Raw genomic sequence first — 20,069 nt, 5'->3', positions numbered from 1 at the left:
TTACTGGTTCTGTCCGGGTTACCGAGACCAAAACCATGGCCGCCATTCTGGTATAGGTGAAACTCTACAGGCCGGCCCGCCTTGTACCATGAGTAGATAACGCCAAACTGACCACGGAAAAGAAAGTCATCAGTAGCTATAACGTTAAACATAGGCGGAGCATTCTTAGGCACTTCAACAGGGCCCATACCTCCGTAGATGGGACCTATGAAGTGCAATTTCATAGACTTAGAGTTAAGTGTTGCATGCATTGTGAGACCTGCTCCTGCAGAAAAGCCTATCATTCCCAAACGAGCAGTGTCGACACCCCATTCCTTAGCACGTTTCACAATCATAGCATAGGCAGCCTCTGCATCTGCAAGCTGATTGGATAAGTCCATACGTGGAAGCGTGGGCCGTACTGCATCTTTGGAACCATCGGAAGGAGGGGTCACTGCTGCAAACATTTGTTTCATTGACTCTTTAAAACCTTCAAGTGATTCAGGTGTAGGCTGTAAACGATATTTGAGCACGAATGCAGCAATGCCTTTGTCTGCTAGTGCTTGAGCAACTTCCCAGCCTTCGTTACTCATTGATAACCATCGGAAGCCACCACCAGGTGCTACAATCACGGCTGCGCCATTTGCTTTGCCTGGCTTTGGCAAAAATGGCGTAAGTGTAGCAGTGGAAATGTTCCGTGCCATTGGGTCACCCCACTGGCGGAACCAGGTTTCAGGCGCAGTTTGGCCTTCAACACGGCCTGTGCCCAGTGGAATAGCGTTCGGTTCAGCAGGGGCTTGGAGCGGATAGATGGTACCATCCTGCCCGAAGACAACTGTAGAAACTAGAAGGAGGCAAGCCAGAAAGGCTCTTTTAGTGATGTTGCTAATTGTAATTGACATAAGAATGTTTGGGTAAGTTTGTAATACTATAAAGTACGATATCAAAAATCGTCTTTTGGTCGCTTCACTAAAGTAATAAATGTATCAGAAAAATCACTTAGGACGTCATCATTTTTACAGTTACTGATCACGCTTTAAACAGGCAATAAATGAACACTGCTAATTTCCGATAGTCTGAATACAGAATACATTTCGCTTCGGCAGGCCATCATTGTACTGATGTATATACTTCAACTTCTGATCATGTTGTTATGACTACCTCAATAAATTGGTGTTGTTAGGATGCCATTGAAAGGAGTCATTGCTGTTAAATACTTTGATGGGAGTTGTTTTAATGAACATTATTATCGTAGAGCAATTTGCAACGTTCAGGTTAACCGCAAATTTCATAAATGGAAAAAATAGGTGTGCAAGAAGATAAGGCTGTCATTCAATTGATGGCATTTATTTTTTGATCCAACGCCAAAAATAACCACTCATATGAAAAATTATATTTCATCTGCCGTTTTAGCATGCATAGTGCTTGCTATGGTAAGTTGTTCTGAAGACAAAGTAGTTCCGCAGACGGAAGACGCTGTAATTTCTATTAACTCTCATCAAGATAGTGCCGTCGATTATGACTATGAAACTTTATCCAACGGTACAGTAAGGTTCAGTTTTGAGAATAACACCGGCCACGCAATAACGGGGGAATTGATTCGTATAGGAGGTACCTTTGAAAATGGAATTATCCTTACAGATTTTGCAGTACCAGCTGATGGTACATATTCTTACGTTGACGACAACGTTTGGCCAGGGAAAACTTATCAGTACATTTTTTCTTATAGTACAGCAGGATCAAGTGGGTATATATGGTTTACCGATGAAGTTATTCCAGTATCTGATATTCCCGCGCTTGGGCATTTCACAATCATTGCGCCGTCAGTTGATGACGTATACGACTTGGTAACTGACGGATATACTGTTACTCTGGGAGGTGCAAATATTGGAGTCGAAGCAAATGCAGATAAAACTCGTTCTGTAATTTTTTATTTAAATGGAAAGAAATTTAAAGATAATGCCGCGCCCTTTGCACTCTTCGGCGATGACAATGGCGACTATCATAGGGGTAGGTTGAAGAACGGAACATATACGTTAATGGCAATAGCCTATCCGAAGAAAAACGGCAAAGGCGTTCCAGGCGATACCGCTACTGTAAATTTTAACGTAAACAACATTTACCAGGATGGACAATAGATGTAAACCATAAGTTGGATTTCAAATTATCAAAGCCTGCCTTAGCGCAGGCTTTTTTGTTTTTAAAGCTAAGCGTCACAGTATTTTTTCAGATTAGTCAAAATTTAAGGACTTAATATTTTACTTTTTCATCGAAGTAAAAAGTAGCATATAACTCATAACAGGCCATTTGAAACAGATATAAAGACAGCACAGAATAGAGGACCTTGTTCTACGCGTGATAGTTTTCGGCAAAACCTTTATCTTGCCCTTACTATGATGAACTTGAAGGAATATTACGACAAAGATTTTAGTAACTGTGTTAAGGTTCATATGCGCGCTGATATGAACGGAGTTTTCGTTTACGGAGCGATTTTATATGATTTTACCGCCTTTACTGCGTTCACTGCATTTTATGTGTCAGAAACTGATTATCATCTCCCGTTCTTTAAAGAGCTGCTCGAACAATTGGAGTACGGCAAGACTGAGTTTCAGTTTAACAACGACGTTACATTTCCTAAAGACTTTCCTGGTGAGTTTGAGACATCGGGTCCTTTTGATTTTAAGCTAAAGGCCAGGTTTTATGGAGACACGGACTGGCTAGACAAAGACAGGATCAAGTCGTCGACAAGAGTATTCATCTACTCGGAAACCGACCTGCATGATAATGAAATAGCAGAGCTAAAGGAACATGCAACTACATTGGGTCACAACCTCCAGTTTCGATCGAAGAAATTTATGATGGAGCGAAGGAAGCGAGAGATAACAGTCAGCCTTAATTAGGGCTGTGGCTAGGACATGTGGGGCTGAAGCATAGTTGCGCCTTGATTTTTTTGATTACTTTTTTCATCTAAGAAAAAAAGTGGCATAAAAAGAAATTTGAAATTGTCATTAGATAGGAGAAATGGCAAACAGGAACTTCCGACAACTGCATTTAATGGTATATAATGCAAGGCGTCAGTATCTATTCTCTTTAATAAAGTCTTTTTTGGAGCAGATTAGTTATAATCTGCTCCGGTAAAGACTTTCAAATACTCATTTGCAAACATTTATTTTGATACAATCTAAATATCTGCCTGCAACATAGATACTAGTCGATAGCGATACTGGCAATACCGCGCTCCAGCGCGTGTTCTTTAAGACCAGGCACCTTTAAACCTTCTGCACGAAAAACAGTTACATCAGTCATCCCTAATAGGCCTAGGAATGTGCGGAGATAGGGTGCTACAAAATCGTTGTGCTTAGAAGGACCTTCCGAATATACACCACCTGATGACATCGCCACATACACCTTCTTGCCCGATACCAACCCAACAGGACCATTTTCATTGTAGGTAAAAGTTATTCCTGCACGCGTAATATGGTCAATCCACGACTTAAGTGAGGTATGTATCGTGTAATTATAAAGCGGGGCTCCAATAACAATAATATCAGACGCCATTAATTGTTTCACAGCTTCGTCCGAGTATCGTAATGACTCCCTTGCTTCAGCAGTCAATTGGTCACCAGGTGTAAACATAGATTGAACAGTGGCAGGGGTAAGATGTGGAATGTTCAAATCCACCAGGTCAACTTCTTCAACAATACTTCCAGGATATTTTTCAATCACTTTTTCAATAATGGCATTGCCAAGCTTTTTGCTATAAGATTGATCTCCCTGAAGGCTCGAATTTAAATGTAGGATACGTTTCATAAACAGTTAATTAGATGTTATCAAGTACATATGCAGCGCGCGCCTTGATCCATTGTAATTACAGGTAGTGTTGGCGTAGAAACTTTTCCAAACCTTATCGGAACAACTACCTGCTTTTATCAATAGCCAGATCAAAAGTAGTTGAGGTAGCTATACAAAAGATAGTACTTACCTAAAGGAAAGCGATTACGTTCAGGAAAGTGCCTAACTTTGAAGAATGAAGATTGATAACAATATTATTACTAAGGAAGCGTGCGAAACTTCTCTTAAGTATGTATCTGATGCACTGTATGTGCTAGGAGGAAAGTGGAAGTTACCGTTAATACTATGCTTGGTACGGTCGTCGAAACGATTTAAGGAAATTCAAAATGAGCTAAATGGTATATCGCCAAAGATATTGGCTAATGAGCTAAAAGATCTGGAGCAAAATGAATTCATCAAGCGCAGCGTATATCCTACTACACCGGTCACAATCATTTACGAGGCAACTGAATATAGTCATACTTTAAGAAACGTGTTGCGTGAGTTAAGTGCATGGGGATGGCAACACAGAGAACGAATTATGAAAAGTATGGTCAGGTAAGTTGCGGATATTCTTTTATAGAAAGTAAGCACAAATTATTGGTAATTATACAAAATGAATAGACTCTTTCTTTGACTGACTAGGGTATACTGACGACGGAGCTACGACGGAGGAAGGACGGAGCTAGAGTCAGGTTCGCTTGAAGGACCTGAAAAAATGTCAGTATATAGAAGACTTAGATAACAATTCTGCATCCTTTTGATTCTCATTCAGTTAATTTTCTTCTTTTGTGACAGCTTAAAAAAGCGTTAAGTTTATGGTTTGAAAAATCCGTATGGCTGAACTTGAAGTTGTTAAACACACCAAAAAAGTATATCATATATTTGGTAACGATAGTCCCGTGTTTGAAAAAGTTAAAGAGTTTGTAATAGAAATTTTGATTATCGTTTTTGCAGTAAGCATTACAATTTGGTTTCACGACCTTGCCGAACATCGCCACCAGCAAAAAGAAGTAAAAGGTTTTTTGGTGGGATTGAAAAATGATCTTGCTAATGATTTAAAGGAAATACGGTCAGACCGGCAGGGATATCAATATCAGCAGGCCGCTTTTAAGTTTTTCCGTGAAATGAATCCAGACGCTCCAGGTACTGTAGATAGCCTTGAAAAATACACAAATGCAATCTTTAATAAAGTCGAACTGGTTCAAAACAACGGACGTTTTGAGGGATTCAAGTCCTCAGGTAAGATTGGAAATATTGAAGACAAAAAACTACAGAACGACATTCTTGACCTTTACCAGGAACTCATTCCATCGTTGCTCAGTACCACCCAACTGTACAACAATCAAAAAGACAGGTTAATTATTCTTATTGAAGAAAAAGCACGTTTTGATCAAGCACTAAAAAGAATGGATATTACCGAAGTGATGGAGCTCGATCAGGCAAAAATAATTTCATCCTCCCTGATGTTTTTCCCTGCAGAAATAGTCAACCGCTACGATCTGTGTATCGCACGCATGAATGAGATTGTAAAGACAATAGATGAGACATACGGCGAATAGAAGTATGCAATAAGTTGAGCCTTTCAGACACTAACGTGATTGTTGAGAGCATCAGGAATCCTGATAATTACAAAACGACATTTTTAATCTCATCTTTATAATGGCTCTAAGTAGGCGGCACAAAATTGCGCGAGGTCCTGTTGTACCATGTTATATAGCGAGCAAAATGCAATGGCAGCACGAAGTCCTTTTTTGTGTTGCTTTTTCTTTTTAAAGAATAGAGTGATATAGTGGTGGTACGCTAAAAGTTAGACCACCACGTCTTTCATAGACATGTATTTATGATAAGCCAATAATCCTTCTGGTGGTTTCGAATATCCTTGCCTTTACGTTCAAATGTAAAGAAGACTTATCCTCGTTTTTCTTTTTGTTTAACGGTCTTCAAGTCGTTGTTCTTAATTCCTTCCATTGATAAGAAAGTGTTAAACAAAGCATGGCCTCTATAACTATTTCTATTGTTCGTCCAAACAATACGTGTTTAACCTTGTTCTTCATTTCATAAACAAAAAAATCAAACAATATGAAAAGCAACTTTAGATACTTACTCATTGCTGTGGTAAGTGCTTCATTGGCGCTTACCAGCTGTGACGATGACGACGACAATGGTCCATCACAAAACATAGTTCAATTGGCACAAGCTAATACGAACCTCTCAACTCTAGAAGATGCGTTAGAAAGGTTTCCGGATATCGTTACAACTTTATCCGGTTCAGAGTTTACAGTCTTTGCTCCTTCAAATAGTGCATTGGAAGAATTATTGGAAGCTGTCGGGCAATCTAGTCTTAATGATATTCCTGATGATGTGCTCAGAGAGATTTTAGAATACCACGTAGTGTCCGGCTCAACTCGTTCCAATGAATTATCAAATGGAAATGTAACCACAGTGGGAGGCGAAGCAATTGCTGTAACTACTTCAGGTGGTGTTAAATTGAATGGTAGCACGTCTGTTACAACTGCAGATGTAAGTGCTTCAAATGGTGTAGTTCATATCATTGATAAGGTACTTGTTCCTCCTTCCATACAACCGATTATCGGAACGGTTGTAGCACCAGCTTACTTCAATAAACAATTTACAACGTTGATAGCCGCAGTGAAAGCTGCATCTCCATCTATTCTAACCACGTTGTTGAGTAGTGAAGAAAAAACGCTGTTTGCACCAACTAACGATGCATTTACGGCTGCGGGTATAACAACGTTGCCCAATCAATCGACCTTAAATGCAGTTCTTGCCTACCACGTAATGGGCAGTATGGTAACATCATCTGCGATTCCTACTGGCTCATCAGAAGCAGAAACACTTGGAGGTAACATTTACTTGAGTAAGAATACTAGCGGAGTATTTATTAATGGAACATCAAAGGTGACTAAGACTGATATCCAGGCAACGAATGGGGTGGTTCATGTAATAGACAGAGTACTGATACCTCCATCTGAAACCATTGCTGAAATCGCGACGAGACTTTCAACTGCCAGCCAACCACAATTCACACAACTCGTTGCTGCCTTAGCGAGAACACAAGGTGAAGGAGCAAACGATCTTCTCGCTGCGGCTGCATCATCCACAAGTAATCTTACCGTTTTTGCGCCTACAGACGCAGCCTTTCAGGAACTATATGCAGCATTAGGAGTAACAAGCATAAATGAAATTCCTTTGAACACACTTGTCGCAGTCTTAAAGCATCATATTGTTGGCGGGCGTCTGTTTTCTAGTGATTTGACAACAGGTTCTGTTGAAACATTAAATGGAAATGTTTCTGTTAACGTCACTGCTAACCCGCCTACTGTTACAGGTAGCTCAGGGGCATCAAACGTAGCAAATCTTCAGGCATCACTTCTGAATATTCATGCAACGAATGGAGTTATACATGTAATTGATAAAGTACTTTTGCCTCAATAGGGTAGGAGAGTAAGTAGAACAAGAAAACGCAGATAATTATAAATAAATGTATAGAGCCCGCATTACCGGGCTCTATAGTCTTTACTATCAAAGGGAAACAAGCTCGCAGCTTTACTACCCTGTGTTTCACCAGAGTGTATTACGAGTTTGTCAGGTTGATTTATTTACTGATTCAGTTTGTAAGAGAATTGTGTAAGCATTGCAGATTAAATATTTACCACTTCTGGTAAATCATAATAAACGCTTGGCTTAGTTGACTTCGTGTTAGAAGTCATTGTTTTGTAATCCTCAATAGCTTGAAGGATAATCTGTTGAGCCACTTTCGCATTTTGAAACTCTTCAACACGAACTGTTTTATTTTCCAACTTCTTATATTCTTCGAAGAAATGTCTGATCTCCTCCATAAACATCGCTGGTAGTTTACTGATGTCATCAATATGATTTACACTGATGTCATCTGCAGCTACTGCAATGATTTTATCATCGGCTTCTCCGCCATCAATCATGCGCATCACACCAATTACACGTGCCGGAACGATACAAAGCGGAACGATCTGGACCTGAGATAAAATCAGAATATCCAACGGATCTTTGTCGTCACAATACGTCTGCGGAATAAAACCATAGTTTGCTGGGTAGTATACAGAAGAATATAAGACCCTATCCAGTTTAAGCAGTCCACTTTCTTTATCAAGTTCGTATTTAGCTCTGCTGCCTTTTGGGATTTCAATGATACCATTTACAATTTCCGGAGCCTCTTTACCAAAGCTCACGCCATGCCAGGGATTAAAGTTCATAATTAAAAGTTACGCTGTCTCCTTTTAAAAACTTATACCCGCTGACGGTAACGATTGCTGATTGTAGAAATGTTTACTTCTCGCAACAATCAGAGCAGGATCGCTTACTCAATACAGACACTACGTTTAGATGTAGCAATTTCAAGTTAATTGATAGCGGAAATAGTAGCCTGTCTTCCTACAGCCTTCCACATACCATTACGCTTCACCCAGATATTGGTAAAACGCCTGATGACGATTTTGCCCGCATTATCTGTCTTGCCCTTTGGTTGAATTTCTTCTCGCCCCATCACAATAGCCGTGTTCTCTACAATCGATATTTTTTCAATCACCCGCTCAAAACTTTCATAATCAATCTTTCCTGCCCTCAGTAAGCCAGCAACTTCTTGCCGGGTTACAACAAGATTGGCCGGATTGTTAACAATGAATTCGGGAGCCCATAATTTTTGAAACAGGGTTACTGTGTCTCCTTTAAGAATGGCATCTGTCTCAGCCTGTTCAAGTTTTCGGATTTCCATCTCACTTTTGCTTTGCGCGAGAATATTCGCAGAGATGATAATACCGCCTATTACTGAAAATAGTTTTCGTAAGGTTATCATAGCTTTATGTTTTATAGCTCAAAAGTGCAATTTTACAGCAAACCGTGAGGTGTAAAAAAACGACAATCTTAAACGAGATTCAGTTGACGATGGATGCTGTAGGCTTCTTCTTGTGCTAATTGTGAAGGAGTACTTCCTGCTAATTGTTTAAAATCTTTAATTAAATGCGATAGATCTGAATAGCCACAAGTAAGGGCAATGGTAAACCAGCTCAAACTTGGATTCTTTTCTTTGATGCTAAAGGCTTTGTTAAAGCGAACAATTCGATGATACAACATCGGACTCACGCCAATGCGTTCATCATACTTTCGCTCTAACTGGCGAACGGATAGACATGCCTGAGAGGCTACCCAGTCTATGGATTGAAACGGATTTCCAGCATCAAGCATTTTTAAGACTTTATCAAAAGGGAGCAAAGGTTTTGCCTTGCTGGTTCTACTAATCAGAAAACGATCCACAACACCCACCATCTGTTCGTAGGTGATTGCATTCGCTAATTGATCATTAACATGCCTGACTCCAGGAATGACCGCATCTGCATCCACATAGTCGTTTCCAAGCTTGCGAAGAGGCGTACCAAAGAGTCTGAAAAGTCCTCCAGGTTGAAAAACCACTTTCAGCATAACGTAATCTTCATCAAACTTCAAATCGTATACAGAAGTCTGCTGCCGTGATAAATAACTAAAGCTCCTTCGTTGCTGTCTTTCTGTATCTCGGTTAAGGCCTGTAACGCGTCCTCGCGGATCAAAAGTTAAGCACTGCTCTGCATGGGGAAAATACACTTTAGTAGGTGGAATAGATCTCCCCCTCAGGTCAAAATGTAATAGGTGGTAGAACTTCACATACTCATTAAGGAGTGGTGAAGGCGCGTACAATTTATAGATCATGCTAATACTTAGCTAAGTGTATTAATTAGATCTGAAGGTACTCATATTAATCGTCCTGTACGAGTTAATATGTTTGTAAATATCACTACCAAGAAAAATGATTTAGCCGATTGATTCATTAATCGAGACTCGGCTGGCAGTTTTGTCTTGCTTTATCGCCTTTCAAAAGACGAAACTTCTTTATTGTTACAACCCGCAAAGCACATCGGTGTTTGTGCTGAGCGATAGTGTATTGAAGGCGCATTTGGATTTCCCATTTGGATGCGAGGAAGCTCATATTCTCCCGGCGGAAGCTGTCGTTTCGGAACCTTCAATGACAACTTTTATTAACCCATTGTCTTTACTGTTACACCCTCTCAATCTAATCGTAGGCTTGCGTTAGCTAATACAATTATGAAAATCAATGATTTTTTACAAGCACGCCAATTTGCAATATGCTTAGTTGCGTTGTAAACGAATAAATCATGAAACAGTACATGTTAGTAATAGCTTTCCTTTTAACTACGAAAGCTTGTTTTAGTCAACTTAATAAAAACAACAAATCAATGGAAACATCATCACTTAAACAGTTTAGCTTATTGGTACGCGTTCCAATTAACTATACTCGTGAACAAGTAAAGGCAGCAACGCCCCTTTGGGATAACCTTCTGAAGAAATGGGAAGAAAGCGGGGTATACGTGCTAAGCTTTGCCTTTCCCGGAGAAAGTTCAGTAGTAAGTGCAGGAGAAGAAATAAAGATTGGGTGGATTGTATCAGATGGGCTACGGGTTGTTAGTAATATCGTATTGCAAGCGCCATCCATTCAAGAAGCATGCGAGCTTGCTAGAGAATGCCCTGTGTTAAAGTACGGGGGAAACGTTGAAGTAAGAGAGATTCCCCTCAAACTCGACGTTACATTGCATTAATACAACGAAGTAGTGCTTTGTTAACATAGTGCTTTCATACCCTGTCACTACGAAGCCGTCTAACATGTCATAGTGGATACAGATGTCGTAAAATGAACGCAGATTGTCGCAACAACACCCCTGGCATTTCATGTTAAAGATGGATGTTTGTAGTAATACTATAAATCAGAAATTCTATGAAAAAATTACTTCCGGTTTTCGCTTTGTTTGTAGTCACGCATGCATTTAGCCAGGGCCAGTTTCAAATGGAGTCTGTTGGATCACTAACTTTTGTATCAGGGCATGTTAAGCAGCTTGCGGCAGCAATTCCTGCAGAGAAATATGCGTACAAGCCGCAGGATGGTGTTCGCTCCATTGCAGAGGTTTGTGCTCATATTATATCAGCCAACTATTTCTTCGGGTCTAAACTTGGTGCTAAAATTCCGACCGATGTAAAAATGGAAACAATAGAAAAGGATCTGAAAACAAAAGATGTCATTGAAAAAGAGTTGACACGCTCATATGAGGTTCTCATTAGTGCCATCAAAAATACAAAAGATGCGTCGTTAAGCAGTAAGGTCGAGTTTCCCTTTCCAGGCGAATTTACGAATATGACTACCATTCTTATTTCTTTAGGGCACTCTAACGAGCACCTTGGGCAGTTAATTGCCTATGCCAGAATGAATAATGTAACACCACCGTGGAGCGAGACGAAATAAGCATGGAGTCTCCTATAAATTGTAACGTCACACATTAAATTGTGTGACTTCTTACATTATATATTGTAATCTTATCAGTTATTGCAAAAAATGGTGGGAATTTAAATATGTTGCTTCATGCGACAGCGTTCTGATCAATTATATATTGCCTGTTGTAGCTCAATAAGTAAATTCTTTCATTATTCTTTGTTATGATCAAGTCTTCACCTTTGCTTTGTCTCCTCTGGCACTACAAATGTCTTTTAGCAGCGCTACGTAGTTTTTTGGTGAAAGATTTACGAAATGCTGAAAGTCGTGAATGAGCTGGCTCTGGTCATAATATCCAAAGCGTTCAACGACATCAGCCCAATCTATGTTTTCCGACATTACAGCCTTTGACTGAACAAAGGCTATAGCTTTCATAAAACGCTGATAGCGGGCCATCTCCTTTGCGGTGTAGCCCAAAAACTTCTTGTATTTCAATTGCACGGACCGTTCGCTTAATGAAGTTTCATTTGCTACTGCTTTTACTACACTATATGCCGAACTATTGTATTCCATGCTCAGGATCTTCTCTACGGTATCATCCTTTTGTCTAAGGTACTGCCTGGAAAAGTCAAGCAGAAAATGAAGACGCTGCTCAACTGAAGGAAGATCTTTCATACATTGCCACACTGCGCTGAAGCAATTCTCCCCAAGTAAAAGATCGGGGTGAAGGGCCAGAAATTCATTGCTTGCTGTGGTAAAGAAACGGTAAAAGCTATCGCCAATAAAGTTGGCCACCAACAGTTCTGCGTGCGGTGGTAACGTGTAATTAATGGTCTTTTTAATTGGACCTACCACTAGACAACTTTCAATTACAATTTCATTGCCCACGCTTGAAGAAGCGATAACAGGCGGACCGAAGTTAAAAACAAGCATGATTTGAAAGGAGGGAAGTAACGTTTTCTGAACCGCTTGTAAGGAGTGATTTTCAGCAATATAAAAGTGTGAGAAGACATCCTTAAACTCATCAGGAACAGATATTCGTTCACTTCTTATGTACTGATTTGCTTCGTTTATCATTTTTCACAAGTTATCAAGCGAGGGGTAGCTAATAAATGTATTCAATTACTTCCCAAGTATCCCTCATTTCGTTTTGTTACAATTTTATATTTTCCCTAGCTATGAGCTTTGTGTCATTACATAATATTAAAACATATTCTTTTATGACACAGACAAAGAAAGCATCAATCTTTATTACTGGCGCTACAGGCAATGTCGGTTCGCTGCTTGTGCAGGCCTTAATTTCAAAAAAAGTGCCCTTCAAGATGCTTATACGCGAGAGCTCACGTAATTTAATCGTGGATAACAATTTTACTGAAGTAGTTTATGGCGATCTGCGCAAATCAGAAAGTTTTGAACATCACCTCCAGGGTGTAGAAAAAGCGTTTTTGCTCACCAATTCCTCTGAGGAGGCCGAGCAGATACAATTAAATTTTGTAAAAGCAGCAAAACGCGCTGGCGTTAAGCACATTGTAAAGCTTTCTCAATATTCAGCGGCTCCCCATTCTCCGGTTCGTTTTCTTCGTTATCACGCTGCTGTTGAAAAGGCTATTAAGGAACAGGGATTAGCATTTACCTTCTTAAGACCTAACTTATATATGCAAGCGTTGTTGTCACTCCGCAAGAGCATTGTTAATGATGGGAAGTTTTTCGCAGCGGTTGGGAATGCTCCAATCAGTGCTGTTGATATCCGTGATATTGCGAATGTCGCAGCACAGGTGCTAACAAACGCGGGTCATGAAAACAAGATCTACAACATCACAGGTCCGGAAGCTTTAACGCATTACCAAATGGCGGCTTTCTTTTCTGAAGCGTTAGAGAAGGATGTACATTTTATTGATGTGTCTCCTGATGATATGAGACGTGCTTTAAATAAAGCACATTTCCCTTCCTGGCAGGTAGAGGGCCTGCTCGAAGATTACGCCCACTACGCCCGGGGAGAGGCGGCTGAAATAAGTTCCGCTGTAGAAGATGTAACGGGCGCAAAGCCACACAGCTTCCGTGATTTTTGTCATGATTACAGTGCGCTTTTCAGGCAAATTTGAAATCACACAAATGGAGTGACTCTACCCTTCCTTTACTTGGAAACTAACCTGTAGAATGTATAAGTCCCGGCTTTAAATGTATAAGTCATTGGTACTGTAACGGGCGACCTTTGAATAAAAATACAATTTATGAGCACAGCAAAACATCAATCGAAAATTGCCCTGGTTACAGGTGGTAGCAGGGGTATTGGCAAAAGCATCGCTTTAAACATTGCAAAACGTGGGGTAGATGTTATCCTGACGTACAATAATAATCCAGAACAAGGCCATGCAGTTGCCAATGAAATTAACAACAACGGAGGAAAGGCTGTTGCATTAAAACTTGACACAGCAGAGGTAGGTTCTTTTGGTGATTTCGTAAGTCATGTATCAGACCTGCTTAAAAAAACATGGGATCGCGAAAACTTCGATTACCTTGTGAATAATGCCGGTATTGCACAGCGAACCCTTATTAAGGACACCACCGAAGAGGTGTTCGACCAGCTTGTAAACGTAAACTTTAAAGGTGTATTCTTTCTAACACAGAAGCTGATTCCTTTGATTGTCGACGGAGGCCATGTCATTAACATCTCTTCTGCGCTTGCACGATTCTCCCTTCCCGGAGTAGCAGTTTATGGAGCGCTTAAGGCTGCAGTAGAAGGATTGACAAGGTATTTCGCTAAGGAGTATGCCGATAGAAAAATCCGTGTAAATACCGTTGCACCGGGGGCGATCGATACTGAATTTGGTGGAGGAAAGGGCGACGAAAGCCATCGTCAGCAAATTGCAGCCATGACGGCACTTGGTCGTTTGGGAGAAGCTAATGACATTGGTCTTTTTGTTGCATCATTGCTTTCAGATGATAGCCGTTTTGTAAACGCACAACGTATTGAAGTTGGTGGTGGAATTTTTATCTGATAAGTTTACGGGCACGGCGTTGCCCGTGAACTTACATTTATGGATCAGAAGGTTAATTAGAACATAAAATCATGGGATATACAGATATTAAATCTATTTCTGAGTTGCATGACTTTTTTCGATATGATAAACCGGTCCATCCTCAGATAACGGTGGTAGACTTAGCAAAAGTTGATCGTTCTCACAGAGAGCCGGGAGCGTCATACCGATTGGGTTTATACGGCATCGCCTGCAAAAGAATTGAAGGCTCCTTCGGATATGGGCGTACCCATTACGATTTCTCCGAAGGCACACTCATGTTCACATCACCTTACCAGGTATTAACGCCAGGGGCAGAAAACAAGGTGGAAGGTTGGGCTATTTATATTCATCCTGATTTTTTGAATGCAAGCGTTAAAGGACATAAACTGACGGAGTATACATTTTTTGGCTACGATGCAAATGAGGCATTGCATATTTCTGAGGCAGAGAAAAATGTTCTCGAAAATTGTGTTATGAATATCCAGACTGAGATAGCGATGAACCTGGATAAACATTCTTATGACCTAATCATAACGAACCTTGAATTGTTGTTATCGTATTGCTCACGTTTCTATGGACGTCAGTTTTTAACAAGAGTAACCGCGAGCAATGATATTGTAGCGAGATTCGATAGCCTTTTAAATGATTACTTCTCTCGTGATTCTCTTATAGAAGCCGGAGTACCCGATGTAAAATATTTTGCCTCTCAATTAAATGTATCTGCCAACTACCTTTCTGATCTACTCAGTAAATACACAGGCAAACCTACATTGGAACACATCCATTTAAAATTGGTTGACAAAGCAAAAGCATTGTTGTGGAGTACAGAGAACTCAATCAGTGAAATCGCGTATGATCTCGGTTTTGAGCATCCCTCTCATTTTACAAAACTCTTTAAGAATAGAACAGGCATGTCTCCCAAAGAGTTTAGAAGCATTGCCTGAACATCAAATTAAAGATGTACTTTTAAATATCAAAACTCAAAAATAAATCCGATGGTTGGCAGAATCGTACCTGCCTCATCTTTTAGAATCTTAGGAATGGCGTTAGCGCCATCCTGCCTGATGGGCTGACCATCAGTGGTTATAAAATCTGTATTATCTGCATTACGTTCAAAAGTATAACTTAATACTCCTGTTTCACTGAAGTTGGTGATGTTTTGGATATCAATAAACACATCCAGCGAAAGTTTGTTGAAATTCCATTTCTTGTCAACCCTGAAATCAAACTGTCTGAATGCGCCCAGGCGTTGTGAGTTTACCAGGTTATAATCCAATACACCTTCGCCGATGGTAAGGTAGTTCTGCCTGGAAGCATCAAGGTCAAATGGCGTATACGGAGATCTGCCAGCATAACGGAACTTCAGACCCAGTTCCCAGTTTCTTTTTAACTTATGACCAAAAATTGCTGACACCAGATTTCGGTTATCCCATGATGAAGGTCGGAACACGTTGTCAACTCCAGTGAATTCACTTTTGAAGAAAGTATAAGAGATTGTAAAATAGGAATTGCGCGTTAGCTTTTGTTGGGCAAACAATTCCAAGCCATAAGCTCGTCCTTTGCCTGTGCTTTGAACAGGTTCAGCACCTATCTGTCCGAACTCGATACCCGTATTGGCTATTGAAATTCCATTTCGAATGGATACCGGATAGTTGTCGTAGTGTTTGAGAAATCCTTCCAGGGTAAAACGTAAACTTGGCAACGGCAGAAATTCCAGGCCAGCCACGTAATGAGTAGATTCAATGTACTTCGCATTTTTGTTGCCCCAAAGGCCTTCATCTTTAAAGCCTAAAGTAGTGTAAACCGGAAGCTTGTAGTACCTTCCCAGCGAAGCATTAATATTCCATTTTTCACTGAGTGAATATGAAAGCCCAACTCTTGGTGATAATGTTTTAGAAGGATCATCACCCGAAGTTAAAAACGAATTGACATCTGACCGGATACCAGCACTTACACGAAAAGCGCCAAAAGATCTGGATAGCTGAGCGAAGAGTCCTGCTTTAATAAAGCTAAGATCAGCATTATATTGATACAAAAGCGGCGGTTGTATAACAGTACCTTCGCTATCTGTAATTTCTTTCCCGAGAACATTGAAAACATTATTGCTGAATCGGACAAGCTGACCAACGCCACCAATACTGTATTTCCAATTGTTCACGGTCCTACTGATGTCAAATCTGATCTTGTTTTCTGCTTCAACAGACCTGACTCTTAACGTGCGCTGCGATTCGTCGGGTTGTGTTGCATCTTCAAATTTATCAAGTCTGTTGTCGAGAACATTTCTGCTTACAGAAAAGTTAATGACTCCTTTGTTAATAAGATGTGTAAGTGAAACACCAATAGTATAACTATCCTGATTAATCAATGGATTTGAACGGATCACATATACATCCTCCGGTGTGCTTTCCTTGGGTACAGCAAATGAGAAACGATCAATAGCCCCGACACCCAAGGTAGACAAAGTAGTCTTAGAACTAAGCTTATGAGTTATTTTATACTGAAAATCCCAGTAGTTAGGCCGGATAGGCAAATCGATGAGGTCGAACAGGAATTCCAGGTATGACCTTCGTGCTGAAGCAAGAAAGGTAGTGTTTTTCGATATAGGTCCATCGAAAGTAGCGGCAAGCTCAGTACCACTAAGTCTTATATTCCCTTGCAGCCTCTCCGGGTTTCCATCCTTCTGTTTAAATTGTAATACAGACGAAAGCACATTATCATATCGCGCTTCGAAGGCACTCGTACTCAATGTTACATCTTCAATAAAGGACACATTTAAAATACCCTGTGGACCACCTGCGCTGCCTTGGGTAGAGAAATGGTTAATAATTGGTATTTCAATGCCATCAAGGTAATAGACATTTTCATTCGGAGCACCACCACGTATGATAATATCATTACGGAAGCTTGACGTGCCTGTTGCACCGCCAATGCCTGGCAGCGCTTGGATAACACGTGATATATCAAAGTTTCCGCCTGGGTTACTTCTGATCTCTTCCGTAGTAAGGCGTTGTATAGATAGCGGAGTTTCAATGGTTGCCGCATCTGCCGATTTAAGCCCTTCAACAACAACTTCATTTAATGTAGTTTGCTCTTCTTCAAGTTCAAAGTTAATGGTGCTTACATTACCCGATGTAAGAAGCACGTTGAATTTCGTTTGTGATCTGAAGCCAACAAAGGTTGCTGTTATAGTATAGTTTCCGGGCTGCGCGTTTAGTCTAAAGCTGCCGTCCGGGTTAGTAACTGTGCCGATAAGAGGGTCAGTATTCTCTAACACTACGCTTACGCCAACAAGTAACTCCTGAGTCGATCTGTTTTTTACTGTACCGGTAATAATTGCTGTTTGACCATAACAAATTGAGATCGCACAAAATGCAATAACGTAAGCAAGGACAATTCTTTCCATAGATGTGAATTCAGCAATACCGTTTTTGAAGACTAAAATCGTCACAGTGAAGGAAGTATGCCTGTTGTTGGAACGACTCCACGTTTTTGATTTTTAATCTCCATAATAACAGCGTCGGTAACGATTTGTTTAAAAACGGCTGTTTTAAATGCGTACTTTTAAGTCAATTACACTTCGCTCAATACAGTTCGTTAAACCGCTCGACCACACTTAACGGATAAATAACATTGTCGTGCTTGACCTCTACATATGCCGTGTTTGCACCCGCACAATCCTTAAGCCAGCTCGTATTTTTGAATAACAAGATTTCAAAAAACAAAAAGTTATCAACTATGGAACACCTGGAATACACCATTGAAATTTTTGCACCAGCAAAGAAAGTGTGGGATACCATGCTGAATGAAGAAACGTACAAGCAGTGGGTTAGTCGCAGTTGGCCTAACTCGTTTTATATAGGTGAATGGAAGGAGGGAAGAGAGATAAGCTTTCTTTCACAAGATGGCGGAGGCGGCACACTTGCTCTACTCGAAGAGGTGGTGCCATATGAAAGAATTTTAGCGAAGCATGTTGCAGTGCTCGACGGAAAAGGCAATCAGGAGCGAAGAAGTGAATTTACAAATGGATGGATCGGTACGAAAGAAGAGTACTGGTTCTCAGAAGAGAACGGAAGAACAACATTAAAAGTAATAATGGAAACTTCCCCGGCATGGGTCGCGATGTTTGATGAAGGATGGCCTGGTGCCCTTCAGGATTTGAAAAACCTTTGCGAGAAGCAGGCAGTTGTGGCTTAGCAGTAAAGTAACAGAGGTAGGTAAAATAACAGCCTACCTCTGTTAAAAAGATTTAATCTTTAGAGAATCTTATTGCAAATTCACCTTCTGTAATGCTTTTAGCTTTAGGATCGTCACTCGATGCAACCTTGCATTTTAGTGTGCCAGTTACTTTGAACATTTTCTTTCCTAAGTACTCACCATCGCTCACCACGTTAGTAATATTTACTTCACTTCCTGTCTGATCCGTTACGTACTCTGTTGAGTAATAAATAGAATTTTCTGTAAAGCTAAAAGTAGGCTGTGGATAGGCAGCACCAAAAGTGATCTTTTTACCTTTAAGACTCAGAATGTCCTGAGCAACAATCCAATCATTTTCTGCATTGCACATACTCATACTAGCGGAACGGGTTTGACTCAATAGGGGTATGTGACTGCAAGCACAATTACCACATGATTCATACGCACTGCTTCCTTCCTCAAATACCTTTGCTGTACCATCAACTTTAAATTTATAGTAGAATGCCTTTGTTGCTTGCTGTGCTTGCGTTACAGTAAACAAAGGCCCTTCAACAGTTTTTCCACCTGTAGTTACAGATACTTTTCCCGTTGTTGCCTTGAGATACAGTAACAGCAATTTGCGTTTCCGAAGTAAGTTGAACTATAGTTAGTGTTTTTAGAATAAGTGGAGATAAAGCGATAGTTACCTATAATGGATTAGTTAGATAGTTAAGGAGCCTGATCCATTTGATACAATTAGTGTTAGAATTATAAATTTCCTCCTTGAGCTAACAATGTTTCAACTTAACTCCTGTAACTAATTCGCTATTCATTGAAGATACTGAACTGATGTGCAATGTAACCGCGAGTTATTATTAGTTGACTTTCCTTTCGAAAAATTTGCCTTGCATTTTCATGGCTGCGTCCAGCGACTCCTGAATATAAGCAATCCTTTTTTGAGCTTCAGGTGTTGAGGCACGCCTGGCGATTTCTTCAGGCTTGGTAAAGTCGACCTCTTCTATACGCTCGTTGATCCACCAGAGATTCCCGAACGGATCGAGAATCCGGCAAACCTTCTCTCCAAACCAAAGTGAGGTAATATCGGTTACAGACGTGGCACCAGATTCCAACGCCTTGCGATAAGTCTTATCGACATCATCAACATAGAGATTCAGGTAGCTTGGACTTGAAGGCCAGCCTTCCCTGGAATCAAACAGCATTACCATAGCATTGCCTATTTTCACAACCGCATGAATCACAATTCCCTCTGCATTTTTGATAATACTATTCGGAACGAGTTCAGCATCAAATACCCTGGTCATGAATTCGATGAGGTTGACCGATGAAGGTGAAATGATCCAAGGTGTTACTGAAGTATAATTTTCAGGTATTGTCTTAACTTTTGAGTTTTCGCCTCGCATAATATTGATGTGTTTGTATAGTGCGAAGCTATTTTGAGCATGCGACAGCCTTGTGTCAGGAGTATGAATTTATTTTAACTTGAAGAGCGCTTTTTTTGCCAAATGTGCTATAATCTTCTCAAAGGTGTATTTTTAAACAAGAAAAGTCGAAAAGATTGCAATCCGTATGCGGTACAAAATCGAGTGTTTTAAGAGTCAGGAGAGCCCGGTTAAGACTACCCATATCGGGGTTATAAGCTTCGAAATGTACGATGCCCGCGCCATGCGAGCACCGTGCGTGCGAGATGTCTGCGTGAAACTGGCTCCTTTTACGCACGCATACTGTACGCATAC

Annotated in this window: 21 protein-coding genes; 11 read left to right on the top strand and 10 right to left on the bottom strand. The window is 40.4% G+C overall.

Translation table 11 applies throughout. From position 1 onward, the window contains the following. On the bottom strand, nucleotides 1-881 hold an 881-nt coding region (locus KK060_RS22540), incomplete at its 3' end, for an alpha/beta hydrolase (RefSeq protein ID WP_254157047.1). A gap of 480 nt (nucleotides 882-1,361) precedes the next feature. On the opposite strand from KK060_RS22540, the gene KK060_RS22535 reads away from it, so the two are divergent. Then, on the top strand, nucleotides 1,362-2,117 hold the full coding sequence (locus KK060_RS22535) for a hypothetical protein (protein ID WP_254157045.1): 756 nt from the start codon (nucleotides 1,362-1,364) through the stop codon (nucleotides 2,115-2,117). Nucleotides 2,118-2,372: 255 nt separating this feature from the next. Continuing rightward, nucleotides 2,373-2,879: a hypothetical protein gene (locus tag KK060_RS22530; RefSeq protein WP_254157043.1), complete on the top strand. Its 507-nt coding sequence runs from the start codon at nucleotides 2,373-2,375 to the stop codon at nucleotides 2,877-2,879. Between the two features lie 307 nt (nucleotides 2,880-3,186). Here KK060_RS22530 and KK060_RS22525 read toward each other — a convergent pair whose 3' ends face one another. Beyond that, on the bottom strand, nucleotides 3,187-3,789 hold the full coding sequence (locus KK060_RS22525; protein ID WP_254157041.1) for an FMN-dependent NADH-azoreductase: 603 nt from the start codon (nucleotides 3,787-3,789) through the stop codon (nucleotides 3,187-3,189). Between the two features lie 217 nt (nucleotides 3,790-4,006). On the opposite strand from KK060_RS22525, the gene KK060_RS22520 reads away from it, so the two are divergent. The 3 genes from KK060_RS22520 (at nucleotide 4,007) to KK060_RS22510 (ending at nucleotide 7,269) form a co-directional block, all read left to right on the top strand. Next, on the top strand, nucleotides 4,007-4,372 hold the full coding sequence (locus KK060_RS22520; RefSeq protein ID WP_254157033.1) for a winged helix-turn-helix transcriptional regulator: 366 nt from the start codon (nucleotides 4,007-4,009) through the stop codon (nucleotides 4,370-4,372). 274 nt (nucleotides 4,373-4,646) lie between these two features. Next, nucleotides 4,647-5,372, top strand: coding sequence for a DUF6090 family protein (locus KK060_RS22515; RefSeq protein ID WP_254157031.1), 726 nt, complete (start codon nucleotides 4,647-4,649; stop codon nucleotides 5,370-5,372). 520 nt (nucleotides 5,373-5,892) lie between these two features. Then, nucleotides 5,893-7,269, top strand: a complete 1,377-nt coding sequence (locus tag KK060_RS22510) for a fasciclin domain-containing protein (RefSeq protein WP_254157029.1) — start codon at nucleotides 5,893-5,895, stop codon at nucleotides 7,267-7,269. 206 nt (nucleotides 7,270-7,475) lie between these two features. On the opposite strand, the gene KK060_RS22505 is transcribed toward KK060_RS22510, so the two are convergent. The 3 genes from KK060_RS22505 to KK060_RS22495 form a co-directional block, all read right to left on the bottom strand. Further along, nucleotides 7,476-8,066 (bottom strand): inorganic diphosphatase, encoded by a 591-nt coding sequence (locus KK060_RS22505; RefSeq protein WP_254157025.1) that lies wholly within the window; start codon nucleotides 8,064-8,066, stop codon nucleotides 7,476-7,478. Nucleotides 8,067-8,212: 146 nt separating this feature from the next. Further along, complete coding sequence (locus tag KK060_RS22500) at nucleotides 8,213-8,665, bottom strand: nuclear transport factor 2 family protein (RefSeq protein ID WP_254157023.1); 453 nt, start codon at nucleotides 8,663-8,665, stop codon at nucleotides 8,213-8,215. Nucleotides 8,666-8,733: 68 nt separating this feature from the next. Beyond that, on the bottom strand, nucleotides 8,734-9,552 hold the full coding sequence (locus KK060_RS22495) for a helix-turn-helix domain-containing protein (protein WP_254157021.1): 819 nt from the start codon (nucleotides 9,550-9,552) through the stop codon (nucleotides 8,734-8,736). Nucleotides 9,553-10,097: 545 nt separating this feature from the next. Here KK060_RS22495 and KK060_RS22490 point away from each other — a divergent pair. Further along, nucleotides 10,098-10,457, top strand: a complete 360-nt coding sequence (locus tag KK060_RS22490; RefSeq protein ID WP_254157019.1) for a YciI family protein — start codon at nucleotides 10,098-10,100, stop codon at nucleotides 10,455-10,457. A 176-nt stretch (nucleotides 10,458-10,633) separates the two neighbouring features. Beyond that, nucleotides 10,634-11,155, top strand: a complete 522-nt coding sequence (locus tag KK060_RS22485) for a DinB family protein (RefSeq protein WP_254157016.1) — start codon at nucleotides 10,634-10,636, stop codon at nucleotides 11,153-11,155. A 195-nt stretch (nucleotides 11,156-11,350) separates the two neighbouring features. Here KK060_RS22485 and KK060_RS22480 read toward each other — a convergent pair whose 3' ends face one another. Next, complete coding sequence (locus KK060_RS22480) at nucleotides 11,351-12,199, bottom strand: helix-turn-helix domain-containing protein (RefSeq protein ID WP_254157014.1); 849 nt, start codon at nucleotides 12,197-12,199, stop codon at nucleotides 11,351-11,353. Nucleotides 12,200-12,342: 143 nt separating this feature from the next. Here KK060_RS22480 and KK060_RS22475 point away from each other — a divergent pair, with 143 nt between their 5' ends. The 3 genes from KK060_RS22475 to KK060_RS22465 all read left to right on the top strand — a co-directional run bounded on the left by KK060_RS22475 (nucleotide 12,343) and on the right by KK060_RS22465 (nucleotide 15,086). Next, the gene (locus tag KK060_RS22475) at nucleotides 12,343-13,224 is read left to right on the top strand and encodes an SDR family oxidoreductase (RefSeq protein ID WP_254157012.1); all 882 of its coding nucleotides are present in this window, start codon (nucleotides 12,343-12,345) and stop codon (nucleotides 13,222-13,224) included. A 129-nt stretch (nucleotides 13,225-13,353) separates the two neighbouring features. Further along, nucleotides 13,354-14,121 carry an SDR family NAD(P)-dependent oxidoreductase gene (locus tag KK060_RS22470; RefSeq protein ID WP_254157010.1) on the top strand — a complete coding sequence of 256 codons (768 nt, stop codon included), beginning with the start codon at nucleotides 13,354-13,356 and terminating at the stop codon, nucleotides 14,119-14,121. Nucleotides 14,122-14,192: 71 nt separating this feature from the next. After that, nucleotides 14,193-15,086 (top strand): helix-turn-helix domain-containing protein, encoded by an 894-nt coding sequence (locus tag KK060_RS22465; RefSeq protein WP_254157008.1) that lies wholly within the window; start codon nucleotides 14,193-14,195, stop codon nucleotides 15,084-15,086. A gap of 29 nt (nucleotides 15,087-15,115) precedes the next feature. On the opposite strand, the gene KK060_RS22460 is transcribed toward KK060_RS22465, so the two are convergent. Next, entirely contained in the window at nucleotides 15,116-17,545 is a 2,430-nt protein-coding gene (locus KK060_RS22460; protein WP_254157000.1) for a TonB-dependent receptor, read from the bottom strand. Nucleotides 17,546-17,877: 332 nt separating this feature from the next. Here KK060_RS22460 and KK060_RS22455 point away from each other — a divergent pair, with 332 nt between their 5' ends. After that, on the top strand, nucleotides 17,878-18,336 hold the full coding sequence (locus KK060_RS22455; protein ID WP_254156998.1) for an SRPBCC family protein: 459 nt from the start codon (nucleotides 17,878-17,880) through the stop codon (nucleotides 18,334-18,336). A gap of 52 nt (nucleotides 18,337-18,388) precedes the next feature. Here KK060_RS22455 and KK060_RS22450 read toward each other — a convergent pair whose 3' ends face one another. The 3 genes from KK060_RS22450 to KK060_RS22440 all read right to left on the bottom strand — a co-directional run. Next, complete coding sequence (locus tag KK060_RS22450; RefSeq protein WP_254156995.1) at nucleotides 18,389-18,952, bottom strand: hypothetical protein; 564 nt, start codon at nucleotides 18,950-18,952, stop codon at nucleotides 18,389-18,391. Between the two features lie 238 nt (nucleotides 18,953-19,190). Beyond that, nucleotides 19,191-19,736 carry a VOC family protein gene (locus KK060_RS22445; protein WP_254156993.1) on the bottom strand — a complete coding sequence of 182 codons (546 nt, stop codon included), beginning with the start codon at nucleotides 19,734-19,736 and terminating at the stop codon, nucleotides 19,191-19,193. A 118-nt stretch (nucleotides 19,737-19,854) separates the two neighbouring features. After that, the coding region (locus KK060_RS22440) for a hypothetical protein (RefSeq protein WP_254156986.1) at nucleotides 19,855-20,069 on the bottom strand (215 nt) is incomplete at its 5' end.

This window comes from Chryseosolibacter indicum, assembly GCF_018598585.1.
Taxonomy (GTDB): Bacteria; Bacteroidota; Bacteroidia; order Cytophagales; family Cyclobacteriaceae; genus Chryseosolibacter; species Chryseosolibacter indicus.
This window is presented reverse-complemented; position numbering and strand designations above follow the sequence as displayed.

Bases quoted from the DNA above. Each gene is read 5' to 3' on its own strand.
- KK060_RS22535 (WP_254157045.1), top strand. From the start codon at position 1,362: ATGAAAAATTATATTTCATCTGCCGTTTTAGCATGCATAGTGCTTGCT.
- KK060_RS22530 (WP_254157043.1), top strand. From the start codon at position 2,373: ATGATGAACTTGAAGGAATATTACGACAAAGATTTTAGTAACTGTGTT.
- KK060_RS22525 (WP_254157041.1), bottom strand. From the start codon at position 3,789: ATGAAACGTATCCTACATTTAAATTCGAGCCTTCAGGGAGATCAATCT.
- KK060_RS22520 (WP_254157033.1), top strand. From the start codon at position 4,007: ATGAAGATTGATAACAATATTATTACTAAGGAAGCGTGCGAAACTTCT.
- KK060_RS22515 (WP_254157031.1), top strand. From the start codon at position 4,647: ATGGCTGAACTTGAAGTTGTTAAACACACCAAAAAAGTATATCATATA.
- KK060_RS22510 (WP_254157029.1), top strand. From the start codon at position 5,893: ATGAAAAGCAACTTTAGATACTTACTCATTGCTGTGGTAAGTGCTTCA.
- KK060_RS22505 (WP_254157025.1), bottom strand. From the start codon at position 8,066: ATGAACTTTAATCCCTGGCATGGCGTGAGCTTTGGTAAAGAGGCTCCG.
- KK060_RS22500 (WP_254157023.1), bottom strand. From the start codon at position 8,665: ATGATAACCTTACGAAAACTATTTTCAGTAATAGGCGGTATTATCATC.
- KK060_RS22495 (WP_254157021.1), bottom strand. From the start codon at position 9,552: ATGATCTATAAATTGTACGCGCCTTCACCACTCCTTAATGAGTATGTG.
- KK060_RS22490 (WP_254157019.1), top strand. From the start codon at position 10,098: ATGGAAACATCATCACTTAAACAGTTTAGCTTATTGGTACGCGTTCCA.
- KK060_RS22485 (WP_254157016.1), top strand. From the start codon at position 10,634: ATGAAAAAATTACTTCCGGTTTTCGCTTTGTTTGTAGTCACGCATGCA.
- KK060_RS22480 (WP_254157014.1), bottom strand. From the start codon at position 12,199: ATGATAAACGAAGCAAATCAGTACATAAGAAGTGAACGAATATCTGTT.
- KK060_RS22475 (WP_254157012.1), top strand. From the start codon at position 12,343: ATGACACAGACAAAGAAAGCATCAATCTTTATTACTGGCGCTACAGGC.
- KK060_RS22470 (WP_254157010.1), top strand. From the start codon at position 13,354: ATGAGCACAGCAAAACATCAATCGAAAATTGCCCTGGTTACAGGTGGT.
- KK060_RS22465 (WP_254157008.1), top strand. From the start codon at position 14,193: ATGGGATATACAGATATTAAATCTATTTCTGAGTTGCATGACTTTTTT.
- KK060_RS22460 (WP_254157000.1), bottom strand. From the start codon at position 17,545: ATGGAAAGAATTGTCCTTGCTTACGTTATTGCATTTTGTGCGATCTCA.
- KK060_RS22455 (WP_254156998.1), top strand. From the start codon at position 17,878: ATGGAACACCTGGAATACACCATTGAAATTTTTGCACCAGCAAAGAAA.
- KK060_RS22445 (WP_254156993.1), bottom strand. From the start codon at position 19,736: ATGCGAGGCGAAAACTCAAAAGTTAAGACAATACCTGAAAATTATACT.